This is a genomic window from Myxococcus dinghuensis, assembly GCF_024198235.1.
In the GTDB taxonomy this organism is placed as follows: Bacteria; Myxococcota; Myxococcia; order Myxococcales; family Myxococcaceae; genus Myxococcus; species Myxococcus dinghuensis.
In genome coordinates, this window is record NZ_JAKCFB010000005.1 from 272,517 (window position 1) to 296,398 (window position 23,882).

A 23,882-nucleotide genomic window follows, 5' to 3' on the forward strand; every position below is an offset into this window, starting at 1 on the left:
CCTTCTGGAAGGAAGACAGCCCCCCGCCCTCTCACAACACGGGAGAGTGAGCGGTCCGAATCCCAACCTTCGCGGTGTCAGGCAAGCCCCCTTGCCTGGACTACTGGAAATCCTGAATCGTTGGATAGTTGTACATCGCCCGGACACCCCGTGCCCGGACGGCGTGCTCCTCCTCCTCGAGCCTCAACATGCAGACGCCGCCCACCAGGCCTGACTGGACTCCTCACGAGCGCCGCTACCGGCTCGTCATCGACAGCTTGAAGGAGGTGGTGTTCCAGACGGACGCGGAGGGGCTCTGGACGTTCCTCAACCCGGCGTGGACGGACATCACCGGCCACACGGTGGAGGAGTCCGTGGGCAAGCCGTTCCTGGGCTTCGTGCACCCGGAGGACCTGGAGCGCAGCGCGGAGGCCTTCCGCCAGTTGATGGAGAAGGAGGGCGAGACGACGCGCGGCGAGGTGCGCTACCTGTCGCGCCACAGCGGCTTCCGTTGGGTGGAGGTGTTCGCGCGGCGCATGGTGGGCGAGGACGGCGCGCTGCTCGGCGCGTCCGGCACGCTCAACGACATCACGGAGCGCAAGGCGTCCGACGGGGCGCTGGCGCGGCGCGAGCGCTACCTCACCGCGCTGGTGGAGATGCAGCAGCGGCTGCTGGCGGTGCGCGACGGCGCGGACCTGTACGGGCCGGTGCTGCCGTCGCTGGGCCAGGCGGCGGGGGCCAGCCGCGTCTACGTGTTCGAGCTGCACCGGGGCGCGGACGCGGAGCTCCTGTGCAGCCAGCGCGCGGAGTGGTGCGCGCCGGGGGTGAAGGCGGAGATCGACAACCCGGAGCTGCAGAACCTGCCCATGGAGCCGGTGCTGCGCCGGTGGAACGAGACGCTGTCGCGCGGGGACGTCATCGAGGGGCTGGTGGTGAGCTTCCCCCAGTCCGAGCGCGAGCTGCTGGAGCCGCAGGGCATCCTCTCCATCCTGGTGCTGCCGCTGCGCGTGCAGGGCGTGCTGGTGGGCTTCGTGGGCTTCGACAACTGCGCCGAGGAGCGGCGGTGGGACCGGCTGGAGGTGGACCTCCTGTCGGCCGCGGCGGGCGCGCTGTCGGTGGCGCTGGAGCGGCGCGAGTCGGAGCGCGCGCTGCGCGAGCGGGAGCGGCGCTTCCGTCAGTTGGCGGAGAACGCGTCGGACGTGCTGTACCTGTACCGGTGCGAGCAGCCCCGGGGCTTCGTGTACGTCAGCCGCGTGGCGCACGCGAAGCTGGGCTACGGGCCGGTGGCGCACTACGGCGACGCGGACCTGTGGTACCGGCGCATCCACCCGGAGGACCGGGCGGCGATGGAGCGGCTGCTGGAGACGCCGCGCGCGTCGGTGGGGGCGCCGGTGGTGGTGCGCTTCCTCCACCCGGACGGCCGCACGCTGTGGCTGGAGCACGTGGTGGCGCCGGTGATGGACGCGTCCGGGCGCGTGGTGGCGGTGGAGGGCCTGGCGCGCGACATCACCGAGCGGCGCCAGGCGGAGGAGGCCCTGCGGCTGTCGGAGGCGAGCTTCCGCGCGCTGCTGGAGGGCGTGCCGGACGCGGCGGCCATCGAGCGGGACGGGCACGTCGTCTACGCCAACGCGGCGCTGGTGAGCACGCTGGGCTTCGAGCGCGCGGAGCAGCTGGTGGGCCGCAAGCTGTCGGACTTCATGAAGGACATGCGCAGCCCGGAGGCCGCGAAGGCGGGCGCGCTCACCGGCGAGCGCCGGCTGGTGCGGCGCGACGGGCGCACGCGCGTGGCGGAGGTGGTGTCGCTGCCCCTGCGGTTCGACGGTCAGCCGGCGGTGGTGTCCATCGCCCGCGACGTGACGGAGCAGCGGCAGTTGCAGGCGCGCCTGACGCTGGCGGACCGGCTGGCGTCGGTGGGCACGCTGGCGGCGGGCATCGCGCACGAAATCAACAACCCGCTGGCCTTCGTGCTCTCCAACCTGAGCTTCCTCGCGGAGGAGTTCCACCACAGCCTGCCGCCCGGGGAAGGGGCGCAGGCGCTCCAGGCGCGCCTGCGGGGCGCGCCCGACCTGGCCGAGTGGGCCGAGGTGCTGACGGAGGCCTGCGAGGGCGCGGAGCGGGTGCGGCAGATCGTCCGCCAGCTCAAGACGTTCTCCCGGCCGGACGAGGAGTACGCCTCGCCGCTGGACGTGCACGCGGTGCTGGAGTCGGTGGCGATGATGGCGGCGAACGAGATCCGCCACCGCGCGCAGCTGCGGCGCGAGTACGGGAACATCCCGCTCGTCATGGCGAACGAGGGGAAGCTGAGCCAGGTGTTCCTCAACCTGGTGGTCAACGCGGCGCAGGCGATTCCGGAGGGCATGGCGCACCGGAACGAGATCCGCCTGGTGACGCGCAGGGACGGCGCGGGCCGGGTGGTGGTGGAGGTCCAGGACACCGGCGTGGGGATTCCGCGCGAGGTCATCGACCGCATCTTCGACCCGTTCTTCACCACGAAGCCGGTGGGCGTGGGCACGGGGCTGGGGCTCTCCATCTGTCACAGCATCGTCCACGGGCTGGGCGGGGAAATCAGCGTGGAGAGCGAGCCGGGCAAGGGCTCCAGCTTCCGCGTGGTGCTGCCCACGTCGGAGTCGGAGTCCGAGACGGCGCGCGCGGCGGCGGCCCAGAACGGACAGCGTCAACCGCCGGGCATGCCTCGCGGCCGCGTGCTGGTGGTGGACGACGAGCCGGCGGTGGGCCGCGTGCTGCAGCGCATCCTGCGCGGCCACGAGGTGGCCGTGGCCAGCAGCGGGCGCCAGGCGCTGGAGCTGCTGGAGCAGGGGCCGGAGCCGGACGCGGTGCTGTGCGACGTGATGATGCCGGACCTGACGGGCCGCGACGTGTACGAGTCCGTGCGGCGCTCCCGCTCCGGCCTGGAGGGCCGCTTCGTGTTCGTCTCCGGGGGCGCGTTCACCACCGGCGCGCGCGAGTTCCTCGCCAGCATCCCCAACCTGCTGCTGGAGAAGCCCTTCGACGAGGGCCGCGTGCGCCGCGTCGTGGAGGAGCTGGTGCTCAAGCGCGCGACGCAGCGCCAGGGCGCGAAGGCGTAGGGCCCTTCCGCGCGGGGCGAGTGAAGACGGACCTCCATCGGTCATCCGGCGGACCCTCCGTCGCCTGACCGATGCGGCCCACCGGGAACTCGCGCGAGGGTGGCGACATCCCAGCATCCCCACACCCCACCGAGGCCACCCCATGAACCGCACGCTGTTGCTGCTGTCCGCCGCCGGGCTGCTCGCCCTGGGCGCGCTCGTCCTGGGCAAGCCCAGGCCCGTCACACCCCACGTCACGGACACCAGCCACACCGTGGCGCGCCCGGACGACATGCCCGCCACGGCCGTGCTGCCGCTCGTGGTCTCCCAGCCCGCGGGCGGCGCCGTCGTCCTCTCCGGCAAGCTGTCCGGCGCGTACGTCCCCACCGGCGCCAGCGAGGTCTTCGCGTGGATGGAGCTCAAGGCGCGCCCGGCCGTCGCGGGTCGGCGCGTGCCCGTCAACCTGGCGCTCGTGGTGGACCGCTCCGGCTCCATGTCCGGCCAGAAGCTGCGCGACGCCAAGCGCGCCGCCGCGGAGCTGGTCCGGCGCCTCACCCCCGAGGACCGGCTCGCGCTCATCCACTACGGGACGGAGGTCACCACCCTGCCCAGCCGCCCGGTGACGGACGCCACCCGCAAGGAGCTGCTGGCCGCCATCGACGCCATCCAGGACGACGGCGCCACCAACATCAGCGGCGCGCTGACCGAGGCGGGCGACGCCCTGCGCTTCTTCCTCCCGCAGTACCGCGTCAGCCGCGTCATCCTCCTGAGCGACGGCCAGCCCACCGCGGGCCTCCTCCAAGAGCCGGAGCTGCTGACGCTCACGCGCCGCCTGCGCAACGAGGGCATCACCGTCAGCGCGCTCGGCGTGGGCGAGGACTTCCACACCACCCTGATGCGCGGCATGGCCGAGCAGGGCGGTGGCTTCTCCGGCTTCATCGACGATTCGGCGCAGCTGGCCGAGGTCTTCTCCCGCGAGCTGGACCAGGCCACCAGCACCGTCGCCCGGCGCGTCGAGCTGCGCCTGCGGCTGCCGCCCGAGGTGCGCGGCGTGGAGGTCATGGGCGTGCCGTCCACCCGCGAGGGCGACCTCGTCACCGTTCCGCTGTACGACCTGGCCGGAGAGCAGACCGTGCGGGTCGTCGCCAAGCTGACGCTGGAGACCCAGGCGAGCGCGGCGGCGCGTCCGGTGCTCGACGTCGGCGCCCACTACCTCGACGTGGCGCGCGACGCGCCCGCCCAGACGGCGCTCTCCTTGTCCGCCAGCGTCACCGACGACGCGGCCCTGGTGCGCGCCCACCTGGACCGGGACGTGCGCGTCCATGCCACCCGAGCGTTGGGAACCCAGCAGATGGTCGCCGCCGCAGAGGAGATGAAGCGCGGCAACCGCAAGGCCGCCCTGGGGTTCTTGAGCAGCGCTCGCAGGGTGTTCGGCGCGTCCGGGGACGCGCTCCAGGGGGAGCTTGCGGACCTGGACCAGACGGAGGCAGCCTATGGGAGCGCGGCGAGCGACGGCGACATCCAGCGCGAGACGCGCAAGCTCTACAAGAAGACCATGAAGAACTTCGGCCAGAACAACGCCTACTAGCCCCGACGGTCCCGACCATGGCCCTGTCCCTGCAGTTCCTCCACCGCGAGGAGTTCGAATCACGCACCCTGCGCGCGCTGATGGGGGGAGCTGGCATGGGCGTGCTCGCCGCCCTCCTGGGGCGCGTCTGGGACCCCCTCTTCCTCGCCCCGCGGGCGCACCTGTCGCTGGAGCCGGGCTACTTCGCCGTGGTGGCGGCCGCCCTGGTCGGTGCGCGCGCCGTCCCCGGGTACAACCTGGGCCTGCGCGCGGCGCTCGCGGTGCTGCCCGCCTTCCCCTTCTTCTTCGGCGCGCCGGAGCCGCTCCCCCAGAGCGTGGCCGCCTGCATCGCCGCCGCGCTGGTGGCGTGGCTGGGCCATGGGGGCCAGACGGCCAACCGCCCCGCCGCCGTCGCCGCGAGCGCCGCGGCCGCGGGCGTGCTCACCCCGCTGGGCCTGTACGTGCAGCAGGTGCTGGACGCCCACTTCCTCGGGGGCACCGGCCTCCTGTCGGGGCTCGTGGGCTATCTCTGCGTGGCGCTGTTCTGGGCCATCGGCACGCTGCCCGCGAACGTCACGCTGCACACCGACACGGTGGAGGCGCGGGGCCTGCAGTTGGGAGACGCCATCAAGGAGGGCGAGGCCCACGAGCTCACCCAGCGCGCGCTCGGGCTGTATCGGCATTGCAAGACGGCGGTGTTGCGCATGCCGTCCAGCCCTGGCCGCTCGGAGCTGTTGGGCGTGCTGGAGAAGATGGCCTCGGAGAGCTTCTCGCTGGCGGAGGCCCACGCGGCGCTGACCGCGCAGCTCGACTCCGTGGTGGCCAACGACGTGGATGCCCAGGTGAAGGAGCTGCGCGCGCGCGCCGCCGCCACCCAGGACACGGTGGCCCGGCGCCAGCTGGAGCTGGCCGCGTCGTCGCTCGGTGAGGAGCTCAATCACCTGGACGCCCTGACGCGCAAGCGCGAGCGGCTGCTCGCGCAGCTCCACGCCCAGGTGGCCATGCTGGAGCGCGCCCGCGTCTCCTTCATCGGCGCGCAAGGCCACGAGCTGGGCTCCAAGGGAGAGCAGGCCGCGCACCTGGCGCGCCGGCTCAAGAGCCTGGGCGAGGAGCCCGGGAGCATCGCCCCGGCCCCGCTCGCCGACGACCCGGCCACGGCCACGCCCCCTCACGGACAACAGCGCATCCCCCACTGAGTCGGCGACGGGAGCGCGCCCTCGCGCGCCTCACCGGGCCGTCTTCTTCACGCGGGCCCGCCGCTGGGGTGGCTGGGTCGCGCCGTGCCGCGTCGCCTGTTTGCGCTGCGCCTGCTGACGCGCGCGGTGGCTGCCGGGCGGCGCGTGGAGCTGGTCCGCGATGCGCCGCTCGATGTCCTCGCGCGTGCTCCGGGCCACGCTCAGCGCCGCTTCGATCTCCTCGCGCACCCGGTCCGCCTGCTCCTGGGCCGCCGCCCGGTACTCCGAAGTGGTGCGACGTAGGGCAAGAGCCCCCCGCTCTCCGGAGGCCCCGGCCTCGCGAGCCATGTCGGGCGCGGTGTGTCGTCCCCCCCGACGCCTGCTCTCCCGCGTCTGCGGTTGGTGTTCCCTGTCCGCCATGGGAGCCTCCTCCAAGTCCATCCCACTCCCCCGAAGGTGCGATGACCCCCTCCCCCAGGGAAGTCCCGCCCGGTGCGTGCTCCCCCTGGGACCTGGCTGCCGACCGACAGCCGGGCCAGCAGCGGTCCTTCACTCAGGCGAAAGAACATCGTAGAAGCGCGCCAGATGATTGTGGCGCGAAGGCGCCCGGCCCCTGCTAGTCACTCAGCGGCGTCGTACGCCCCGCGGCCGGCGGGCGCGGCGCGCGGGGCCCATCTGCTGTAACTGCCCTCATGGGCAACAGCCTCTTGCGAGGGATACCGTGGCGGTCAGCGCACCCTTTTCGTTCCTGAAGAACCGGAAGCACAACCTCGACCGGATGACGCTCGGGGACCTGGTGTACTCGTTCTTCACGTACTACGCCGTCCTCGCCTACATCACCGTGGGCATCGTCGCCTTCGTCTACGCGGTGAAGTGGTTCGAGAACCCGCTGCGCATGCTGCTGTGCGTGGTCGCCGCCAGCGTGGCGTTCCCGCTCGGCTGGTACCTGGTGCACAAGCACATCCTGCACAGCCGCTTCCTCTACAAGTCGCCGCTCACCGCCGCGACGTGGAAGCGCATCCACTTCGACCACCACCAGGACCCCAATGACTTGCGCGTGCTCTTCGGCGCGCTGGTCAACGTGCTCCCCACGGTGGGCGGGGTCATGGTGCCGGTGGGCTACCTCATCAACGGCAAGGCCGGAGCGGCGATGGCGCTGGGCTGGGGCATGGCCATCACGTGCTTCTACGAGTTCTGCCACTGCATCCAGCACCTGAACTACACGCCGAAGCTGGGCTTCCTGAAGGAAATCAAGCGCCTGCACCTGTCGCACCACTACCACAACGAGCAGGGCAACTACGGCATCACCAACTACCTCTGGGACCGCCTCTTCGGCACCTACTACTCGAAGGCCGGAGACCTGCCCAAGAGCCCCACCGTGTTCAACCTGGGCTACACGGCCGAGGAGGCCCAGCGCTACCCCTGGGTGGACAAGCTGTCCGGCGGCACGCGCGGTGACGACCACCCGCGCCGCTTCTGGCAGGGCAAGGAAGGCCAGGGCACGCAGCCGGACGCCGCGAACGCCAACGAGTCCTGACGTCGGCGTGAAACGCGGGCGTGGGGGCGGACGACACCACCCCCACGCCGGAGCCCGCCGGGACTAGAACTTCACCGACCCGGTGGGCAGCAGCAGGGACGAGGACTCACGGGGCACCAGCGAGTGCTCCATGTCCAGCTCCAGCACCGCGCGGCCATGCACGGCCAGGTCGCGCACCGCCATGTCGAAGGACAGCGGGGCCACGTGCGCGTCGAGCGACGTCTCCATCGCGGCGCCGTCCTTGCTGAAGGCGCCCATCTCGTTGAACGAGACGGAGACGTGGACGTGCTCGATGCCCGCGTTCTTCGGCACCTCGAAGCGCGCCACCAGCGGCGCGTGCTCCGGGTTGGCCGCCAGGTCCACCAGGGTGGACACCATGCGGACCTCGAGCGGTTTGCCGTCCACGGTGACGTCCACCGCGGTCACCGGCACGCGCAGGGTGGTGAACCCCGACAGCTTCGAGCCCTTCATGCGCAGCTCGAACGTCTGCACAGAGGGACCGGGGTCGCCACCGCCGCCGGGCGACGGGTTCTCGCCGCCGGGCTGCTCGCCACCGGCGCCGGGGCCGGGCTGCTCGCCACCGGCGCCAGGGCCGGGCTGCTCACCACCGGGGCCGGGGTTTTCGCCACCGGGGGCCTCGGTGATGGGAGGCTCTCCCTCCGGGCTGTTGCGGGAATCGTCGCCGCCGCAGGCGGAGACAGCGAAGGCAAGGGCCGAGGCCCCGAGAGCGGACAACAACAGCTTCTTCATGGCGTTACTCCTTCAAGGTTCGTCGTGAATTCCGTTCGTCAGCGTGGCGATGCAGGCTCACTGCGGATCCGTGCAGGTACCGAGTGACGGGAGGGAGGGGTCGATGCCCAGCGCGCGAGCGGCGAGCGGCGTGGCGGGACCGGTGATGTAGAGGGGAGGGAACGGACCGCGGGAGCAGGACGCGTTGAACGTCCGCAGCGTGCCGGTCATCGAGTCCATGCTGCCGCACGTGGTGCCCTCGAGGAACGAGAGCGCCTGCGCGAGGACGCCGCCACCGGGCGACGCGCCGAACAGGCGCTGGTTGCACGTGGCCACCAGCAGCTGCTGCGCGAGCAGGAAGCGCGCGCGGTCCAGGTCGTTGCGCGCGGTGCCGCTGAGGAACTGGTCCGGGTCGCCCCAGAGGATGCCCTCCAGGCCCACGTCCGTGAGCACCGAGGCCACCGGGCCCAGGTTGATGGGACCGCCCAGCAGGCACGCCGTCAGCGGCACCAGGTGCGACTGGTAGTAGCCCAGCGTGCGCGTGGCCGAGCCGCACGTCAGGTCCGGCGAGGGCTGGCCGCAGGTGACACGCGCGGTGCTCACCGACAGGCCCAGGTCGAACGTGGCGGTGAAGACGTTGTCGATGTTCGCGTCCAGCGTGCCGTCGAGCAGCGCGAGCGTGTCGCAGTCGTCGTAGCTGTCGAACACCACCGACAGCGCGTGGCTCACCGTCTGCCCCACCGGAATCTCCACCGGCAACGAGGGGAACTCGAAGCCCTTCAGCACCATGAGCGGATCCACCGCCGTCAGGAGGATCGACGGCAGCGTCGGATGCGTATTGGTGACGTCGAACGTGTAGTTCGCCGTGAAGGGATACGTCGTCGCCTCCACGGAGGCCTCGCCGTTCACCCGCTTCAGGCACTGCAGGTCATGCGCCGCCGCGTTCCCCGCCAGCCCCAGCACCGCGGCACAAGCCGCGCCCTTCCAAGTCCTGCTCCACGACGTCATCGCTTGCCTCGCCTTGCTTCCTGTAGTGGGCCGTCATGGCCCGTCTGGCGTGGCCCTTTTTCACCCGCTGTGCCAGGAAACCGCGTCTGCGAGTCGCCGGAACGCGGACGCGCGCCCTCCCCCGGGGAGGAGCCGAGCAGGACCGGGGGACGACTTGATGGGCAGTCCGGTGCCCTCCGGGTGGAACGGGCGTGCCCCGTCGCGGTGAAGGCGCGTTCCCATCCAGGGCACCCGCGAGGAGCGGGCAGGCCCCCGAACACCCCCGCAAGGCCCTCGGCCCCGCTCACGCGGGCCAATCCCCACACCCGCCGCGGGAATCCCACTTCACCCAGGGCATCTACGAAGCCCTTCGTTGACATCTACGAACTCATTCGTATGATGAGGACGTGGATAGCGAGCCGAGGGAGTCATGAGCGAATCGAAGCTGCCGCGCCCCACGGACGGGGAGCTGGCCATCCTGCGGGTGCTGTGGGAGCGCGGCACCAGCACCGTCCGAGAGGTCCATGAAGCGCTGAACCGGCGCGAACCGGAGGAGGGCACCGGCTACACCACGGTGCTCAAGCTGATGCAGATCATGACGGAGAAGGGCCTGGTCGAGCGCGACGAGTCCCAGCGGGCGCACGTCTACCGGGCGAAGGCCACGGAGCAGCGCACGCAGCGGCAGTTGGTCAGTGATTTGATGGAGCGCGCGTTCGGCGGGTCCCCGGCGCGGCTGGCGATGCAGGCGCTGTCCTCGCGCAAGACGAGCCCCCAGGAGCTGGCGGAGCTGCGCCAACTGCTCGATTCGCTGGAAGGAGCGGACGAATGAACGGCCTGATGCTGGAGTCGCTGGGCTGGGCGCTGCTGCACTCCCTCTGGCAGGGGACGCTGGTGGCGCTGGGGTTGGGGCTGGCCCTGGCGACGGTGGGTCGCCGCGCCTCCAACGCGCGCTACGCGCTGGCCCTGGGCGCGCTGGTGCTGGCCGTGGCGCTGCCGGTGGCCACCGGCGCGCGGCACTACCTGACGGCGGGCGGGCGCGTGAGCGCGGACGGCCGCGAGGCGCGCATCGAGCGGGGCCTGCGCGTCGCCCGCATGGTGCGCGAGCAGGGCGTGGCGCGCGCCGTCCAGGAGCTGCGCGCCGCCCCCGCCTCCGTGGAGGGCGCGACGGACTCCGCGTGGGGCGTCCTGGGCACGCTCCTCGAGAGGGCCCGCGAGGCGGTGGACCGGAGCCTGCGGTGGCTGGTGCTGGCGTGGGTGGCGGGCGTGGGACTGTGTTCGGGCCGGCTGACGGCGGAGTGGGTGAAGCTGCGCCTGCTGGCGAAGCGCGCCCTGCCGGCGCCCGCCGAGTGGCAGGAGCGGCTGGACGTGCTGTCGCGGCGGCTGGGCCTTGCCCGCGCGGTGCGGCTGCTGCAGACGACGGAGGTGGACGTGCCCGCCGCGGTGGGCTGGCTGTCCCCGGTGGTGCTGCTGCCCATGTCCACGCTGATGGGGCTGCCCGCGAGGCAGCTGGAGATGGTGCTCGCGCACGAGCTGGCGCACATCCGCCGGCACGACTTCGTGGTGAACCTGGCGCAGGTGTTCGTGGAGACGCTCTTCTTCTTCCACCCGGCCGTCCAGTGGATGTCCCAGGTCGTCCGCGTGGAGCGCGAGCACTGCTGCGACGACGTGGCGGTGGGCGCCAGCGGCAACTCGCTCTCCTACGCGCGCGCCCTCACCGCGCTGGAGACCCTGCGCGTGATGCCGGACACCCTGCCGGGCCCGGCCATGTCCGCCCTGGGAGGCTCGCTGCCCGAGCGCGTGCGCCGGCTCGTGGCCACGCCCTCGCCGCGCTGCTCCTCCCGCTGGGTCGCCGGCGCGTCGGTGCTCACCCTGGTCAGCAGCCTCGCGGTGGCCGCGCCCCTGACGGCGCTGGTGCTGGGACAGACGTCCACGTCCGCCCCCGCGGCCACCTCGACCCCCACTCCCACGTCCGCGGTCATCGCGCCTCCCGCGCCTCCCGCGCCCCCGGCCCCCGTGCGCGTCGCCATGGCGGCGCCCGCCCCCGCGCCGGCGCCCCGTCCTGCCCCCGCTCCCGCTCCCGCTCCCGCCGCGCCCCGCCCGGTCCGTGACGACGTGGACGCGAGGACGAAGGTGGGCTCCGGCCAGCCGCTCTCCGTCGACCAGTTGGTGGAGCTGAAGGTGGCGGGCGTCACGCCGGAGAAGGTGGACGCGATGGTGAAGATGGGCTTCGAGCCCACCGTGTCCAACCTGGTGGAGATGGGCCACGCGGGCATCACCCCCGAGTACGTGAAGGAGATGAACGCCCGCTTCGGCCGCCAGCTGGACGTGGACACGCTGGTGGAGCTGCGGCACCTGGGCGTCACGCCCGAGTACATCCAGGCGCTGAAGTCCGCGGGCTTCTCCACCGACGACCCGGACGAGCTGACGCAGGCGCGCGCGGTCGGCGTCGACGCGGCCTACGTGGAGGCCCTGCGCGCCGCGGGCTACTCGAAGCTGACGCTGGAGCAGGTGTCGGAGCTGCGCGCGGTGGGCGTGGACGCCGGCTACGTCCGGGCGCTCGACCAGCGCGGGCTGCGCGGGCTGGCGGCGGACGACCTCCAGCAGTTGCGCGCGGTGGGCGTCACCCCGGACTGGCTGGACTCCATCCGCTCGGCCGGCGTGAAGACGCTGGACCCGGAGCAGTTGACGGAGCTGCGCGCGCTCGGCGTGAGCCTCGACTTCCTCGTGGAGCTGCGCCACGCGGGCCTCGAGAACCTCTCCCCCGACGAGCTGGTCAAGCTTCGCGCCGGTGGCGTGGACGCCGACTTCATCCGGCGCATCCGCGGCACGAAGCCGTAGCACGCAGCACCCCTCCCCTCCCCTCCCACACCTCCCCTCCGGGCGCGTCCTTCCCTCCAGGACGCGACCCGGTCGGGAGGGGTCTGTCCCGAACTCCCAAGGAGCCTCGCCATGCGTCGCCGTCCCTCGTCGTTGCTGTCCCTCATCGCCCTCCTGTGGGCCACGCTCGCCGCCGCCGAGGACTCGGCGGGGACGTGGACCGCCACCCTGTCGCCCAAGCAGGTCGACCACCTCCACCTCCAGCTCTCCCACGCGCGGACCGACCGGGAGGACCGGCGGGGGACGTTCGGCTTCACGCAGCCGCTCTCGTCGCTCCAGGGCGTGTCCCTGAAGGACGGCCCCTCCAGCTTCACGCTGGTGCGCGAGGCGGGCACCTTCGCCTTCACCGGCAGCTTCCAGCAGGGCGACGGCGCGGGCCACTACCGCTTCACGCCCAGCGAGTCCTACGTCAAGGCCATGGCCGGCCTGGGCTACCCGAACCTCACCCAGGAGGAGCACTTCAACCTGGCCGTCGCGGACGTCACCTCGCGGCAGCTCACGGACCTGGCGGCGGTGGGTTACAAGGACATCCCGCGCGACGACCTCATGCAGGTGGGCCTCTTCCGCGTCACCGCCGACTACGTGCGCGAGCTGGCGAAGCTCGGCCACACGAAGCTGAAGCTCGAGCAGTTGGTCCAGGGCCGCATCCACGGCGTCACGGGGCCGCGCATCCAGGAGCTGGCCGACGCGGGCTTCCCCAAGCTCGCCTGGGACGACCTGCTCGCCATGTGCATCCACGGCGTCACCCCGGCCTACATCCGGGAGGTGCGCGGCATGGGCTTCAAGGACCTGGACGCCGAGGGCATCGTGAGCCTGCGCATCCACGGCGTCACCGCCCAGTTCGCCCAGGAGATGAAGGCCATCGGCTTCAAGAGCCTGAGCGGCGAGCAGCTGGTCGCCTTCCGCATCCACGGCGTCACCCCCGCCTTCGTCAAGGAGGTGCGCGGCATGGGCTTCGAGGACCTGGAGCCGGATGACTACGTCGCCTTCCGCATCCACGGCGTGAGTTCGGAATTCGTGAAGGAGATGCGAGACCTGGGCTTCCCCGACATCACCCGGGAGCAGCTCGTCTCCTTCCGCATCCACGGCGTCACGGCCGCCTTCGTGAAGCAGATGCGCGATGCGGGCTACACGAAAATCACCCCGGACGACCTCATCCGGCTGCGCATCCATGGAATCGATGACCGCTTCATGCGTTCCATGTCTCGAGGTGGTCAGGGCGGCAAGGGAACACCGTAGGAATCCCCGGAAGCGCGGTCGTTCCTTCGTCTCCTAATCGCTGATGCGGGAAGCGGCCACGGCCACCGTGGTCGAGGGAGAGGGCATGTCATCGGCAGGCTGGGCGGGCATCGGGCTCGGTGTCGCGCTGTGGAGCGCGGTCGCGGGGGCCGCGGTGGAGGGCCCCGGGGTGGAGCAGTTCCTCCAGGCCGCCCGGGCCTCGGGGTCCATCCAGGTGGATGGGCGGCTGGACGAGGACGACTGGGCGCGAGCGCCCGTGTTCGACGCCTTCGTGGAGCGGTTTCCCACGGCGGGGCGGACGCCCTCGGAGCGCACGGAGCTGCGCATCCTCTACGACGACGACACGCTGTACGTGGGCGTCGTCGCGCGGGACTCGGAGCCGGCGCGCATCGACCGGCGGCTGGGGCGGCGGGACAGCGCGCCCTACTCGGACACCCTCCACGTCCTCGTCGACCCGGCGCACGACCACCGCACCGCGTACAAGTTCTCGCTGTCCGCCGGGGGCGTGCAGAGCGACGGGCTGTACTACGACGACCGCTTCTACACGGAGGACTGGAGCGGCATCTGGGACGGCGCGGCGGGGAGCGTGCCGGACGGCTGGGTGGCGGAGTTCGCCATCCCCCTGTCGCTCCTGCGCTTCCCCACGGCCTCCGTGCAGACCTGGGGCTTCTCCGTGCGGCGGGACATCGCGCGCAAGAACGAGGAGCTGGAGTCGGTGGAGAACCCGCGCACGCACAACGCCAACGTGTCGCGGCTGGGGCACCTGACGGGCATGGAGGGACTCCAACCGCGCGGCCGGTGGGAGCTGCTGCCCTACGTGGCGGCGCGGGGCCTGGCGCACCCGCAGTTCTCGGACGCGACGCGGCCGGCGCCCCGGCTGCTCAGCCCGTCCCTGGACGTGGGGCTGGACGTGCGCGCGGCGCTCACCAGCAACCTGTCGCTGGCGGCGACGTTCAACCCGGACTTCGGCGAGGTGGAGGCGGACCAGCTCCTGTTGAACCTGGGCACCTTCGAGCAGTTCTATCCGGAGCGGCGGCCGTTCTTCACCCAGGGCATGGAGCTGTTCCAGCCGGTGGGCATGAACGTGGGCGACGCGCCGCTGGCCCTCTTCTATTCCCGGCGCATCGGCCTGGAGACGCCCATCCTCGGCGCGGCCAAGGTGACGGGCGCGGTGGGCGGCGTGCAGGTGGGCGTACTGGACGCGGTGGTGATGGGGCCGTGGCAGGCGCGCGACGAGGCGCGGCCGGACCGGGGCCTGCGGCTGGACTGGCGCCGGCCCATGCACGTGGGGCCGGGCGTGGAGCTGCCGGACGCGCCCTCGGCGACGACGCACTTCCTGGTCGCGGTGGCGCGCGGCAAGGTGGGCACGGGCTCGCGCGTGGGGGGCTCGGTGGCCATGGCCAACCCGCTGGAGGGCACGTGCACGCCGGAGGACGCGGCGCTGGAGTCCTCCGAGCGGCCCGCGTCGTGCCGTGGTCGCGGGGGCCTCGCGGGCGCGCTCGACTTCGACCTGAAGACGCCCGACGCGAGCTGGGGCGTGTACGGCATGCTGCTGGCGACACGGGTCGACGGCGGGCTGCCGGAGAGCGTGCTGCCGGACGGCACGCGGCTGGCGCGCGGAGACTCCGGCGTGGGCGGCTACCTGCGCGCGGGGCGCTTCGGCGGCGAGGGGCTGCGGCCGGAGATTGGCGTGGACGTGGCGTCGCCGCGCCTGTCGCTGAGCGCCACGGGCTTCCAGTACATCCAGAACGACCTGTCGCCGCGCGCGGTGCTGCGCTACGCGAAGCCCAACGGCGTGGGCCCGTTCCGCTCGCTCTTCGTCAACGCCATGGGCGGCTCGCGGTGGACGGCGGACTCGCGCGGCGAGCACCGGGTGACGTGGGGCAACCTCAACGGCTCCCTCACGCTGCCCAGCTTCGACGTGGTCGGCTTCGAGTCGGGCGTGGACCTGAACGACTTCGACGTGCGGGAGATGCGGCGCACGGGCGTCCCGCTGGAGCGGGCGGACCGGTGGTTCGCCGCCGCGTGGACGGAGACCAACCCGAACCGCCCGGTGTCCGTCGAGCTGTGGCTGGCCCTGGGGCACCGCTTCCAGAGCGGCGGGCCGCTGCCGCCCGCCTGGGGCTGGTCCGCGGACCTCACCCTGTCGATGCGCCCCCACCCGTCGCTCCAGACGGAGTTCTCCGTGAGCAACGACCGGACGGACCACGGGCCGCGCTACGTGGACACGCTCGACGACGGGCGCTTCCTGCTGGGCGCGCTGGACTCGCGCTACCTGTCCTTCACGCTGCGCCAGCAGTGGGTGCTGTCGCCCCGGCTCACCGTGCAGGGCTACGCGCAGCTCTTCACCGCGTATGGCCAGTACGGCGCCTACTTCACGGCGGCGAGCGACGAGCGCAAGTCCCCGGTGCGGCTGTCCACGCTCCAGCCGTACGCGCCCGAGAGCACGAGCGACTTCTACGACACGGCCCTCAACGTGAACGTGGTGCTGCGCTGGGAGTACCGGCTGGGCTCCACCCTCTTCTGCGTCTACTCGCGCTCGCAGCAGGGGCTGCCGACGCCGGAGGGCGAGCGGGCCTTCGCGTCGCTGTGGCCCAGGCGCCTGCTGTCCGGTCCCGCCAACGACGCGCTGATGCTCAAGTGGAGCTACTACTGGGGCACCTGAGCCGCGCGCCCGTGAGTCCCACCGGGGCCCTCGGCTCCGGACACCCCGCGCGCGGGTGACACCGCTCCCCGGCGCGGGTCCTGGCCCGACGGGGAGGCGAGGGCCCGTCGCCAGGGCGTGGAAGCGTCCGCTCCCCGACGTCCGGGCGCCCGCCTGGCGTGCGTGGCGCGGACCGAGGCCCCACCTTCGCCCCGGACGGTTGGGGACGGAGGGTGCGGAATGAAGTCACTTCGGATGGCCTGTCTGGGGCTGCTGACGCTGGCGGCGTGTGCCTCATCCAACAACGCGGTGGTGCCCGAGCCCACCGCCCGGGCCAGCGCCCGCGGGCGCGAGGCCTCGGACCCGAACGCCTACGGCTACCGGAAGGAGGACCCGGTGCGCGTGGGTTGGGGCAACTCGGGCGTCATGGCCTTCTTCGAGCTGCTGCGCGGACCGGATGGAGAGCGCGTGGCGTGGAGGCGCCTGGGCCCGTGCTGCGACGCCCCGCCCCAGCCGGAGTACGTGGGGCTGGAGGTGTTCGAGGTGAGCTACGAGGGGATGGCGTCGCCGGTGCGGATGTTCATCGACCCGAACCACGGCGGCACCCTGCGCGCGCCCCGGGGCTTCACCATCGAGGGCCTGTCCGCCCGCGAGCCCCGGCCCGCGGCCGACGACGACGTCATCGAGCTGTGAGCGCCGCCCGCGCGCGAGGGCTCACTCCAGCGACGGCGCCGCGTCACCGGGGATGAGCACCTTGCGCGCGAGCTCCACGGGCAGGCCGAGCTGGAGGAAGCGGTCGTGGAAGTCCTTCAGCACGAACTTCTTCCCCTTCGACTCCAGGGAGCGGCGGTAGTCCTCGCGCAGCTTGAGGATCTGCATGCGCCCCATGGCGTAGTAGAGGTAGGTGGCGTTGGAGGTGCCGCGCTCCACCTCGCGCAGCGCGGGGAAGGGCTCGAAGTAGGCGATCTCCGCGTAGCGCTTCGCCACCGCGTCCACGGGCTCGTTGTAGACGTGCAGGGCCAGCGCGGCGTACCAGCGCGCGTGCCGCTGGAGGGCGCGCCGCAGCTGCCCCAGGCGCACCGCCGGGTCGCCGTCGCCCAGCCCCTCGTCCACCATCATCTGCTCGGCGTAGTGGGCCCAGCCCTCGATGACGGAGTTGGGGGTGAAGACCTTGCGCACGTCGGTGGGGACCTTGGCTCCGTAGAGAAGCTGCACGAAGTGGCCCGGCATGGCCTCGTGCACGGTGATGCCCAACAGGCCCGCGCGGTTGAAGTACGTCAGGTGCTGGGACTTCTCGTCCGCGGACCACTCGGGTTCGACGTTGGTGATGTTGTAGTACGCCGCCTGTCCCGTGCGCTCGAAGGGGCCCGGGCTGTCCATGGACGCGAAGCTCAGCCGCTCGTAGGGCGGCGTCTCGCGCACGGAGGGCAGCGCGTCCGAGGGCAGCGTGAGGATGTCCTTCTCGCGCACGAAGCGCTGCAGCTCCACCAACTGGGTGCGCGCCAGGGGGATGAGCTCCTCGGACGCCGGGTGGTCGCTCACCAGCGCGGCCATGATGGCCTCGGGGGGCTGCGTCGGGTCCACCTTCGCGGCCTCGCGCGCCACCCAGGCCTTGTAGTCGCGGATGGCGCGCTCGTTGATGTCGCGCAACTGGTCCGCGTCGAGCGTGACGTACTCCTCCAGCGCCAGCTTCTTCTCGAACAGCGCGCGGCCCATGCGGAAGTCGCCGGTGGCGCGCGGCAGCAGGTCCTTCTCCAGCCACGTGGCGAACTCCGTCATGTGGCGCACGGCCTCCTCGCGGGCGGCGTTGAAGGCCTCGCGCTCCGCGCCGGGCACCTGCTCCAGGCCCTGGGCCTCCAGCGCGCGGGGCAGGTCCACGCGCAGGTAGACGACGGTGCCGCGCGCGTCCCGGATGGCCTGCTCCGCCCACAGCCGGGGCACGTCCTGGAGGTTGGCCTTGGCCGCCTCCACCACGCCGGGGATGCGCGTCATGCGCGCGCGCAGGCTGCGCATGCGCTCGCCCACCGGCGCGAACTCGCGGGAGGAGAGGCTGGACAGGCCCACGGAGACGAGCTCCACGTAGCTGCCGGGCTTGCGCTGCCAGACGTGCTCCTCCTCCAGCTCCAGCAGCTCCGCGCGCAGCGCGTGGTCCAGCACCACCACGTCGATGGCCGCGTCGCCGGACAGCTTGGAGCCGTTCACCTGCTCCAGGCGCGTCATCCAACCGCGCAGCGCCTCCGTCTTGCGCTTCAGCGCCTCGGCGGTGACCTCCTGCAGGTGGCAGTCGTGCTCATGGAAGCCCAGCCGCGTGGCGCGCACGGGGTTGGCCGCGAGGTACCAGTCCATGTACTCGCTGATGAAGTGCGCGTACGCGGCGGTGGCGGCGCGCTCGGGCGTGGGCAGGTCGGACGACGACGGAGCCCCCGACTTCGAGTGCGAGGCGCACGCGGAGAGAGCGACGGACAGCAGACAGGCGACGACACGAAGGCGCATGACGACTCTCTTCAAAATTGACGGAGCCAGTCTCCGCATGGGGGCATGAAAGGGGGAGTCGCCTCACCCTCGGGGTCACCCTCGACGTGCGCCACGCGGCGTTGCTTGCACCTCCATTCCACCGCGCAACGACCGCTTGCCCGCCCTGGGAACATCGCACAGGCTGGCGCGATGTCTCGTCGAGCCCTCGCGTTGCTATGGCTGCTCGGAGCCGCTTGCGCCACCCGCGCGCCGCGCTCGCGCCCGGCCCCCCCCGCCGACGCCGAATACGGCACGCCCCATCCCTTCCAGCTCCAGGCCGCCGCGCCGGATGGCCGGTGGTTCATCGCGTGTCAGGCGCGCGAGGACACCAACCACGATGGCCGCATCGAGGTCGTCTACGACCTGCACGGCGGCTACGGGTCCCCCGCCGAGGGAGGCCCCAGCGACACGATGCGGCCGTATCTCTTCCTGGAGCCGGGCGCTGGTGTCCGCATCGACGAGGCGCTGGCCTGGGACGAGGCGGGGCGCTACCTCGTCCTCACACGGGACGGGACGCTGCGGCTGCTGGATACACGCTCCGGCGACGAGCAGGTGCTCAGCACCGGCCCATTCACCGCCAGCCCGTCTCCCTTTCCCACGAAGCGCGCCAGCTTCTCGCGAGATGGCACCCGACTGCTCTATCTGCGCCCCGAGGGGGGCAGGACGGTGGCGGTCCTGCGCGACGTCACCAGGGGGGTCGAGCACGTGGTCGACGCGGGAGCGGGGTTGCTCGGTCAGGCCAGCCTGGACGCCGAGGGGCGATGGATGACCTTCGACGTGGTTGCCGAGGACACGGACGAGGACGGCATGCTGACGTGGCCCGAGCCGAGGACCACGTTGGCCCCCTCCCTGTGCAGGGGCATGGTCGCGGTCAGCTCCCATGCCGGCTGGCGGGGTGACCGCCCCGTGCGCCGCATGCGCCATGTGGCTGGAGGCCCGCTCCTCGAAGGCGACGAGTTCCTCCAACCCGTGGGAGACCGCATGCTGCGACGCCTGTCGGACGGCGCCATCGTCGCCGAGGATGCGCGCGGCCGGCGTGAGGCGTGGGTCCCCGCGAGCTGCGCGGGCCAGGTGCTCGACGTGGATGCACCGCGGAGCCAGGTCCTCGTCGCCTGCGAGGCCTCGGGAGCGGGCCCCCTGCCGCTCGAGGTGTACGGCCACGGGACGCGGCGGTCCTTGGACTGGTCCGTTCCCGACCTGAGGACGGGACGGGAGAGCATCCGAGGCCAGGGGCGCCTGCGGATGGTGTGGGCCCACCCCTCCGGGAGCAACGCGAAGGTGTCGCCCATCGTCGTGGACCTGGAGCGTCGCGCGGTGGTGCCCACGCCCGTCCCCGGTGGAGAGTCGCAGATGGCCGAGGGGGACCACGTCCTGCTCATCGAGGACACCCACCGGCGGGACCTGGAGAAACACCGGGACTTGCAGCGGGTGTGGCTCTGGAACGTGGCCACCGGCGCGAGGCACGAGGTGGGGATGACGGGCCTCGACACGATGGAGCAGGTGGGCGACCTCGCCCTCTTCATGGGCTGGCTCATCGACATGCGCCAGGGCCAGGTCCTCGGCCAGGTGGAGCAGGACGTCCTCACGCACGACACGCGCGGTCGCGCGCTGCGCCCCACCCAACCGACCTCACCCCAGGCACGACGCAACACCGTCCCCCCCGGGCCCGTGCGCTGGGGCCCGACCGTGACGCCCGTTGCGTCCGACACGCGGTGACGCTCCCCCCACGACCGGGCGTCCGGTGCGACAGCGGGGTCGGACGGCACCTCGGCGGACGGGGTGGCGGACCCCTTCCCTCCCGGCCCGGGCGTGCACACATCCGGAGTCTGTCGAGCGGCAGGGGGCGCCAGAGGGCCGGCGGGTGCCCCCGTTTCCCGCTCCTGGGGTAGCCGGACGCACCCGACGTCCGGTGGACCCGTGCATTTCCACGCGCCAGGGACGTCCCGGAATGGGATGAGTCGTTTCCTGTCCCGACGCCCAGGGTCGCGTCCGTGCGTGCGATGGGGTCCGGGCTGCGCTAAGCGTCTGCACGCCGCCCGGGTCTCACGCCGAGCCGCGACCCGTGGCCCGCTCGCTGGAGGAGGTACCAAGCGATGTCCGACATCGTGAAGAAGAAGCGCCGGTGGCCCTTCATCGTCGGGGGCGTTTTCGCCCTCTTCGTCATCGCCATCATGGTCGTCCTCTCGCGGCTGGACGCCATGCTGCTGAAGACGGCCCAGGCCTACGCGACCGAGTACTCGAAGAAGCTGGGGCGCCCCATCGAGGTGAAGGACATCTCGACGCACCTGTTCCCGCGCGTGGGCGTGGAGGTGGAGCAGGTCTCCATCGGCCCGGCCGAGGGCGAGGAGCTGCCGCTGGCGCACCTGGCCTCGCTGAACGTCAGCGTCGCGGCGGGCCCCCTGATTTCCTCGCGCGGCAAGGACATCCAGGTCCAGAACGCGGAGGTCTCCGGCCTCACCTTCAACGTGGTGCGCTTCGCCGACGGCACCACCAACGTGCAGCGGCTCATGCAGCGGCTCGAGGAGGTCTTCCCCTCGAAGCAGGAGGAGGAGGCGCCGGAGGAGCCTTCGCAGCCCACGGACCTGTCCGGGGTGCACGTGGAGCGCGCGGCCGTCACGGACGGCACCATCCGCTTCGTGGACCGCTCGGGTGGCGCGGCCTCGCGCGAGCTGGCGGTGAAGGACCTGGACGTCGAGGTGAAGGACCTGCGCGCGGGCAAGCCGCTGGTGGTGGACCTGGCCGCGGCGGTGCTGGCGGAGAAGCAGAACCTGCACCTGTCGCTGCACGCCGCGCCGCTGCCGCCCACGCTGATTCCCACGCCGGAGCAGGTGACGCTCGAGGCGGAGCGCATCGACCTGGCCCCGCTGGGGCCGTTCCTCCCGCCGGACCTGGGCTTCCAGGCGGGCACGCTGGACGCGGACTGGAAGGCGGAGCTGGGCGGCGCGGTGCCGGGCGGCAAGGGCCCCACGCGGCTGGTGGGTGTCATCAAGGCGCTGGGTCTGCGCTTCGCGGGCTCGCAGGGCGGCAAGGACCTGGACGTGGTGCTCGACACGGACGTCGCGGGTGACGTCAACGCGGGCGACCTGTCCCTGGACAAGCTGAAGCTGGACCTGGGCCCGGCGAGCATCACCGGCAAGGGGCAGGTGAAGGCCCTGCTGTCGGACAAGCCGTCGGTGCAGGGCTTCGAGCTGGTGGGGCGCAACCTCGACCCCGCGGCGCTGGCCGAGTACTACCCGCCGCTGAAGAAGCAGTTGGACGGGATGATTGCCGGCCCCATCGGGCTGGAGGTGCGCGGCAGCGGCACGCAGGACGCGCAGGCGCTGGACGTGAACGTGGACCTGACGCCGGTGCGGCTGAAGGTGCCCGCGCAGCTCACCAAGGACGCGGGCGGGGTGATGAAGCTCACCGCGAAGGTGACGGGCGCGGCGGCCAGCGGCGGCGCGCTGCGCTTCGACGCGAAGGCGGACCTGGCGGGCGTGGACCTGCGGCCGGGCCTCATCGTGGACAAGGCGCCGGGCCAGCGGATGGAGTTCGCCGCGGCGGGCACGTACGCGCCGGCCAAGAGCGGCGCGGGCATGAAGGTGGACGTGCCGAAGCTGAGCGCGAACATCCTGGAGGACACGGTGACGGGCAGCGCGTCGTTCGCGACGGCGGGCACGGGCAAGAAGGCGACGACGACGTTCTCCGCGGACGTGAAGAGCACCAAGGTGGACGCGGACGCGCTGCTGCTGGACGAGAAGGAGCTGGCCGCGCGGGGCGTCAAGGTGCCGGCGCCGGAGACGGCGGAGGTGCCGCCCGAGGACCCGGCGCGCTTCAACGGCTACCGGGGTGACATCCGCTTCGCGGTGGGCACGCTGCGCTACAGCGCGATGGACATGACCCACGTGACGGGCGTGGTGAAGATGACCGACGACCTCATCACGGTGGAGAAGTTCTCCACGGGCATCTTCGGCGGGAAGGTGGTCGCGGACGGCACGACGGTGCGCCTGGGCCCGGCGGCGGAGAAGCGGCCGTTCGAGGCGAAGGTGAAGATGGAGAACGTGAAGGTGGAGCAGGCGCTGGCGCAGGCCACGCCGCAGAAGGTGATGACGGGCGCGTTCAACGGGAACGTGGACGTCAAGGGCGTGGGCTACACGCCGGACCGGCTGGAGCAGACGCTGCTGGGCGCCATCAACGGCAACATCCTGGGCGGCACGCTGTTGAGCAAGGACCTGCTGGCCTCCGTGTCGGAGCCGCTCGCGAAGGCGCTGCCCTTCGCGTCCAAGGCGATGAAGAACGAGTCGGTGACGTCGCTGAGCGAGAACCTGCCGTTCGGGGTGCAGATCAAGGACGGCGTCGCGCAGTTGGAGAAGCCGCTGGCGTGGAACCGCCCCGAGGCCACGATGAGCTTCAGCGGCGGCGTGCGGCTGGATGGCTCGCTGGCGCTGACGGGCTCGGTGGCGCTGGCGCCGTCCACGGTGAAGACGCTGACGATGGGCAAGGTGACGCCGCCGGAGGCGATTCCGGTGGGCCTCAACCTGACGGGCAAGGCGTGGAAGCCGGAGGTCACGGGCCTGGACGTGAAGCCGGCGGTGACGACCATCGCGAAGCTGGCGGCCTCGTCGCTCGCGGGCGAGCTCATCGGCGGTGAGCGCGGCAAGCAGGTGCAGAGCATCATCGAAGGTGGCCAGGAGCAGGCAGAGGCGAAGCGCAAGGAGCTGGAGGCCCAGGCCGCCGCCGAGCGCGCCCGCCTGGAGGCCGAAGCGAAGAAGCGGGCCGAGGAAGAGGCGAAGAAGCGCCTGCGGGGCATCTTCGGGAAGTAGGACCCGACTGACGAACGCGGACCCACCTCGCCGCGTTCGTCAGCCTCCGGGGGGGGATGTCATGCAGTCATGTCCGGACCTGCGACGATTGATCGTTGCGACCGAGGGAGGACATGACGCACGACTACTTCGCGGTGGAAATCGGGGATGTGCCGCAGTGGAGCCTCGATACGCTCGAGCCCGTGAAGGGCGGTGCCCTCGAAGAGCCGTGGATGTTCGTTGAAGGGAAGCGGGTCGCGGACCCCGGACCGCTGAAGATGAGGCCCCTCCAGACTGGAGCGGAACGCACCTTCTCCGTCGCCCACTCGGACCGGACGCCCATCGCCGATGAGCACGTCGCCCACGTCTTGCTGGAGCTGGCCCCCCACGACGTCCAGCTGTTCCCGGTCGAAATCGAGGGTGCCAGCCGACGACACTTCATCGTGAATGCGACGAAGCGGTTCGATTGCATCGACGAGGCGAACTGTCGAGAGGTCCAGCGGTATCCCTCGGAGGGGGCCGTTCCCGAGCGCGCGGGAGAATACCGCGCGCTCTCCGGCCTGCGCATCGACCCCACGCGGGTCGAAGACGCGCAGGTGTTCAGACCCCTGGGTTGGGAACTCGCACTGATTGTGTCCGCCGAGGTGAAGGCCGCCCTCGAACACATCGGCGATACGGGTGTGTTCTTCAATCCCGTGACAGGCCCGCACCGCCCCCGCTCCCGCTGAAACACGCTGAAACGGTGTGAAACACCGTGGCCGTCAGTCCACAGGGCGCTGCCCCTGGAG

Annotated in this window: 16 protein-coding genes; 12 read left to right on the forward strand and 4 right to left on the reverse strand. The window is 71.8% G+C overall.

Translation table 11 applies throughout. The features are described from left to right. Nucleotides 1-188 precede the first annotated feature (188 nt). The 3 genes from LZ198_RS10135 (at nucleotide 189) to LZ198_RS10145 (ending at nucleotide 5,807) form a co-directional block, all read left to right on the forward strand. On the forward strand, nucleotides 189-3,065 hold the full coding sequence (locus LZ198_RS10135) for a PAS domain S-box protein (protein ID WP_253971698.1): 2,877 nt from the start codon (nucleotides 189-191) through the stop codon (nucleotides 3,063-3,065). 142 nt (nucleotides 3,066-3,207) lie between these two features. Beyond that, on the forward strand, nucleotides 3,208-4,632 hold the full coding sequence (locus tag LZ198_RS10140) for a vWA domain-containing protein (RefSeq protein WP_253971699.1): 1,425 nt from the start codon (nucleotides 3,208-3,210) through the stop codon (nucleotides 4,630-4,632). A 17-nt stretch (nucleotides 4,633-4,649) separates the two neighbouring features. Then, a complete protein-coding gene (locus LZ198_RS10145; protein WP_253971700.1) occupies nucleotides 4,650-5,807 on the forward strand; it encodes a coiled-coil domain-containing protein in 1,158 nt (385 codons plus the stop codon). 30 nt (nucleotides 5,808-5,837) lie between these two features. On the opposite strand, the gene LZ198_RS10150 is transcribed toward LZ198_RS10145, so the two are convergent. Beyond that, nucleotides 5,838-6,206, reverse strand: a complete 369-nt coding sequence (locus LZ198_RS10150; protein WP_253971701.1) for a hypothetical protein — start codon at nucleotides 6,204-6,206, stop codon at nucleotides 5,838-5,840. A 301-nt stretch (nucleotides 6,207-6,507) separates the two neighbouring features. Between LZ198_RS10150 and LZ198_RS10155 the strand changes: the two genes are divergently transcribed. Next, nucleotides 6,508-7,323 carry a sterol desaturase family protein gene (locus tag LZ198_RS10155; RefSeq protein ID WP_253971702.1) on the forward strand — a complete coding sequence of 272 codons (816 nt, stop codon included), beginning with the start codon at nucleotides 6,508-6,510 and terminating at the stop codon, nucleotides 7,321-7,323. 63 nt (nucleotides 7,324-7,386) lie between these two features. Here the strand turns inward: LZ198_RS10155 and LZ198_RS10160 are convergent, their stop codons facing one another. Continuing rightward, nucleotides 7,387-8,073 (reverse strand): hypothetical protein, encoded by a 687-nt coding sequence (locus LZ198_RS10160; protein ID WP_253971703.1) that lies wholly within the window; start codon nucleotides 8,071-8,073, stop codon nucleotides 7,387-7,389. A 57-nt stretch (nucleotides 8,074-8,130) separates the two neighbouring features. Beyond that, entirely contained in the window at nucleotides 8,131-9,060 is a 930-nt protein-coding gene (locus LZ198_RS10165) for a hypothetical protein (RefSeq protein ID WP_253971704.1), read from the reverse strand. 409 nt (nucleotides 9,061-9,469) lie between these two features. Here LZ198_RS10165 and LZ198_RS10170 point away from each other — a divergent pair, with 409 nt between their 5' ends. From LZ198_RS10170 to LZ198_RS10190, 5 genes are all read left to right on the forward strand, one after another. Next, entirely contained in the window at nucleotides 9,470-9,868 is a 399-nt protein-coding gene (locus LZ198_RS10170) for a BlaI/MecI/CopY family transcriptional regulator (RefSeq protein ID WP_253971705.1), read from the forward strand. Continuing rightward, nucleotides 9,865-11,877 carry a M56 family metallopeptidase gene (locus tag LZ198_RS10175; RefSeq protein ID WP_253971706.1) on the forward strand — a complete coding sequence of 671 codons (2,013 nt, stop codon included), beginning with the start codon at nucleotides 9,865-9,867 and terminating at the stop codon, nucleotides 11,875-11,877. Before LZ198_RS10170 ends, LZ198_RS10175 begins: the two co-directional genes overlap by 4 nt. 111 nt (nucleotides 11,878-11,988) lie before the next feature. After that, nucleotides 11,989-13,155, forward strand: a complete 1,167-nt coding sequence (locus LZ198_RS10180) for a 4-hydroxy-3-methylbut-2-enyl diphosphate reductase (RefSeq protein ID WP_253971707.1) — start codon at nucleotides 11,989-11,991, stop codon at nucleotides 13,153-13,155. 85 nt (nucleotides 13,156-13,240) lie between these two features. Then, nucleotides 13,241-15,820, forward strand: a complete 2,580-nt coding sequence (locus LZ198_RS10185) for a carbohydrate binding family 9 domain-containing protein (RefSeq protein WP_253971708.1) — start codon at nucleotides 13,241-13,243, stop codon at nucleotides 15,818-15,820. Between the two features lie 219 nt (nucleotides 15,821-16,039). Then, nucleotides 16,040-16,492, forward strand: a complete 453-nt coding sequence (locus LZ198_RS10190) for a fibril protein (RefSeq protein ID WP_253971709.1) — start codon at nucleotides 16,040-16,042, stop codon at nucleotides 16,490-16,492. A gap of 21 nt (nucleotides 16,493-16,513) precedes the next feature. Here the strand turns inward: LZ198_RS10190 and LZ198_RS10195 are convergent, their stop codons facing one another. Next, nucleotides 16,514-18,292 (reverse strand): DUF885 domain-containing protein, encoded by a 1,779-nt coding sequence (locus LZ198_RS10195; protein WP_253971710.1) that lies wholly within the window; start codon nucleotides 18,290-18,292, stop codon nucleotides 16,514-16,516. 171 nt (nucleotides 18,293-18,463) lie between these two features. On the opposite strand from LZ198_RS10195, the gene LZ198_RS10200 reads away from it, so the two are divergent. The 3 genes from LZ198_RS10200 to LZ198_RS10210 all read left to right on the forward strand — a co-directional run bounded on the left by LZ198_RS10200 (nucleotide 18,464) and on the right by LZ198_RS10210 (nucleotide 23,822). Beyond that, nucleotides 18,464-20,029, forward strand: a complete 1,566-nt coding sequence (locus LZ198_RS10200) for a TolB-like translocation protein (RefSeq protein ID WP_253971711.1) — start codon at nucleotides 18,464-18,466, stop codon at nucleotides 20,027-20,029. A gap of 377 nt (nucleotides 20,030-20,406) precedes the next feature. After that, nucleotides 20,407-23,115 (forward strand): AsmA family protein, encoded by a 2,709-nt coding sequence (locus LZ198_RS10205; RefSeq protein ID WP_253971712.1) that lies wholly within the window; start codon nucleotides 20,407-20,409, stop codon nucleotides 23,113-23,115. Nucleotides 23,116-23,228: 113 nt separating this feature from the next. Next, entirely contained in the window at nucleotides 23,229-23,822 is a 594-nt protein-coding gene (locus tag LZ198_RS10210; RefSeq protein ID WP_253971713.1) for an imm11 family protein, read from the forward strand. The last annotated feature ends 60 nt before the right edge of the window (nucleotides 23,823-23,882 follow it).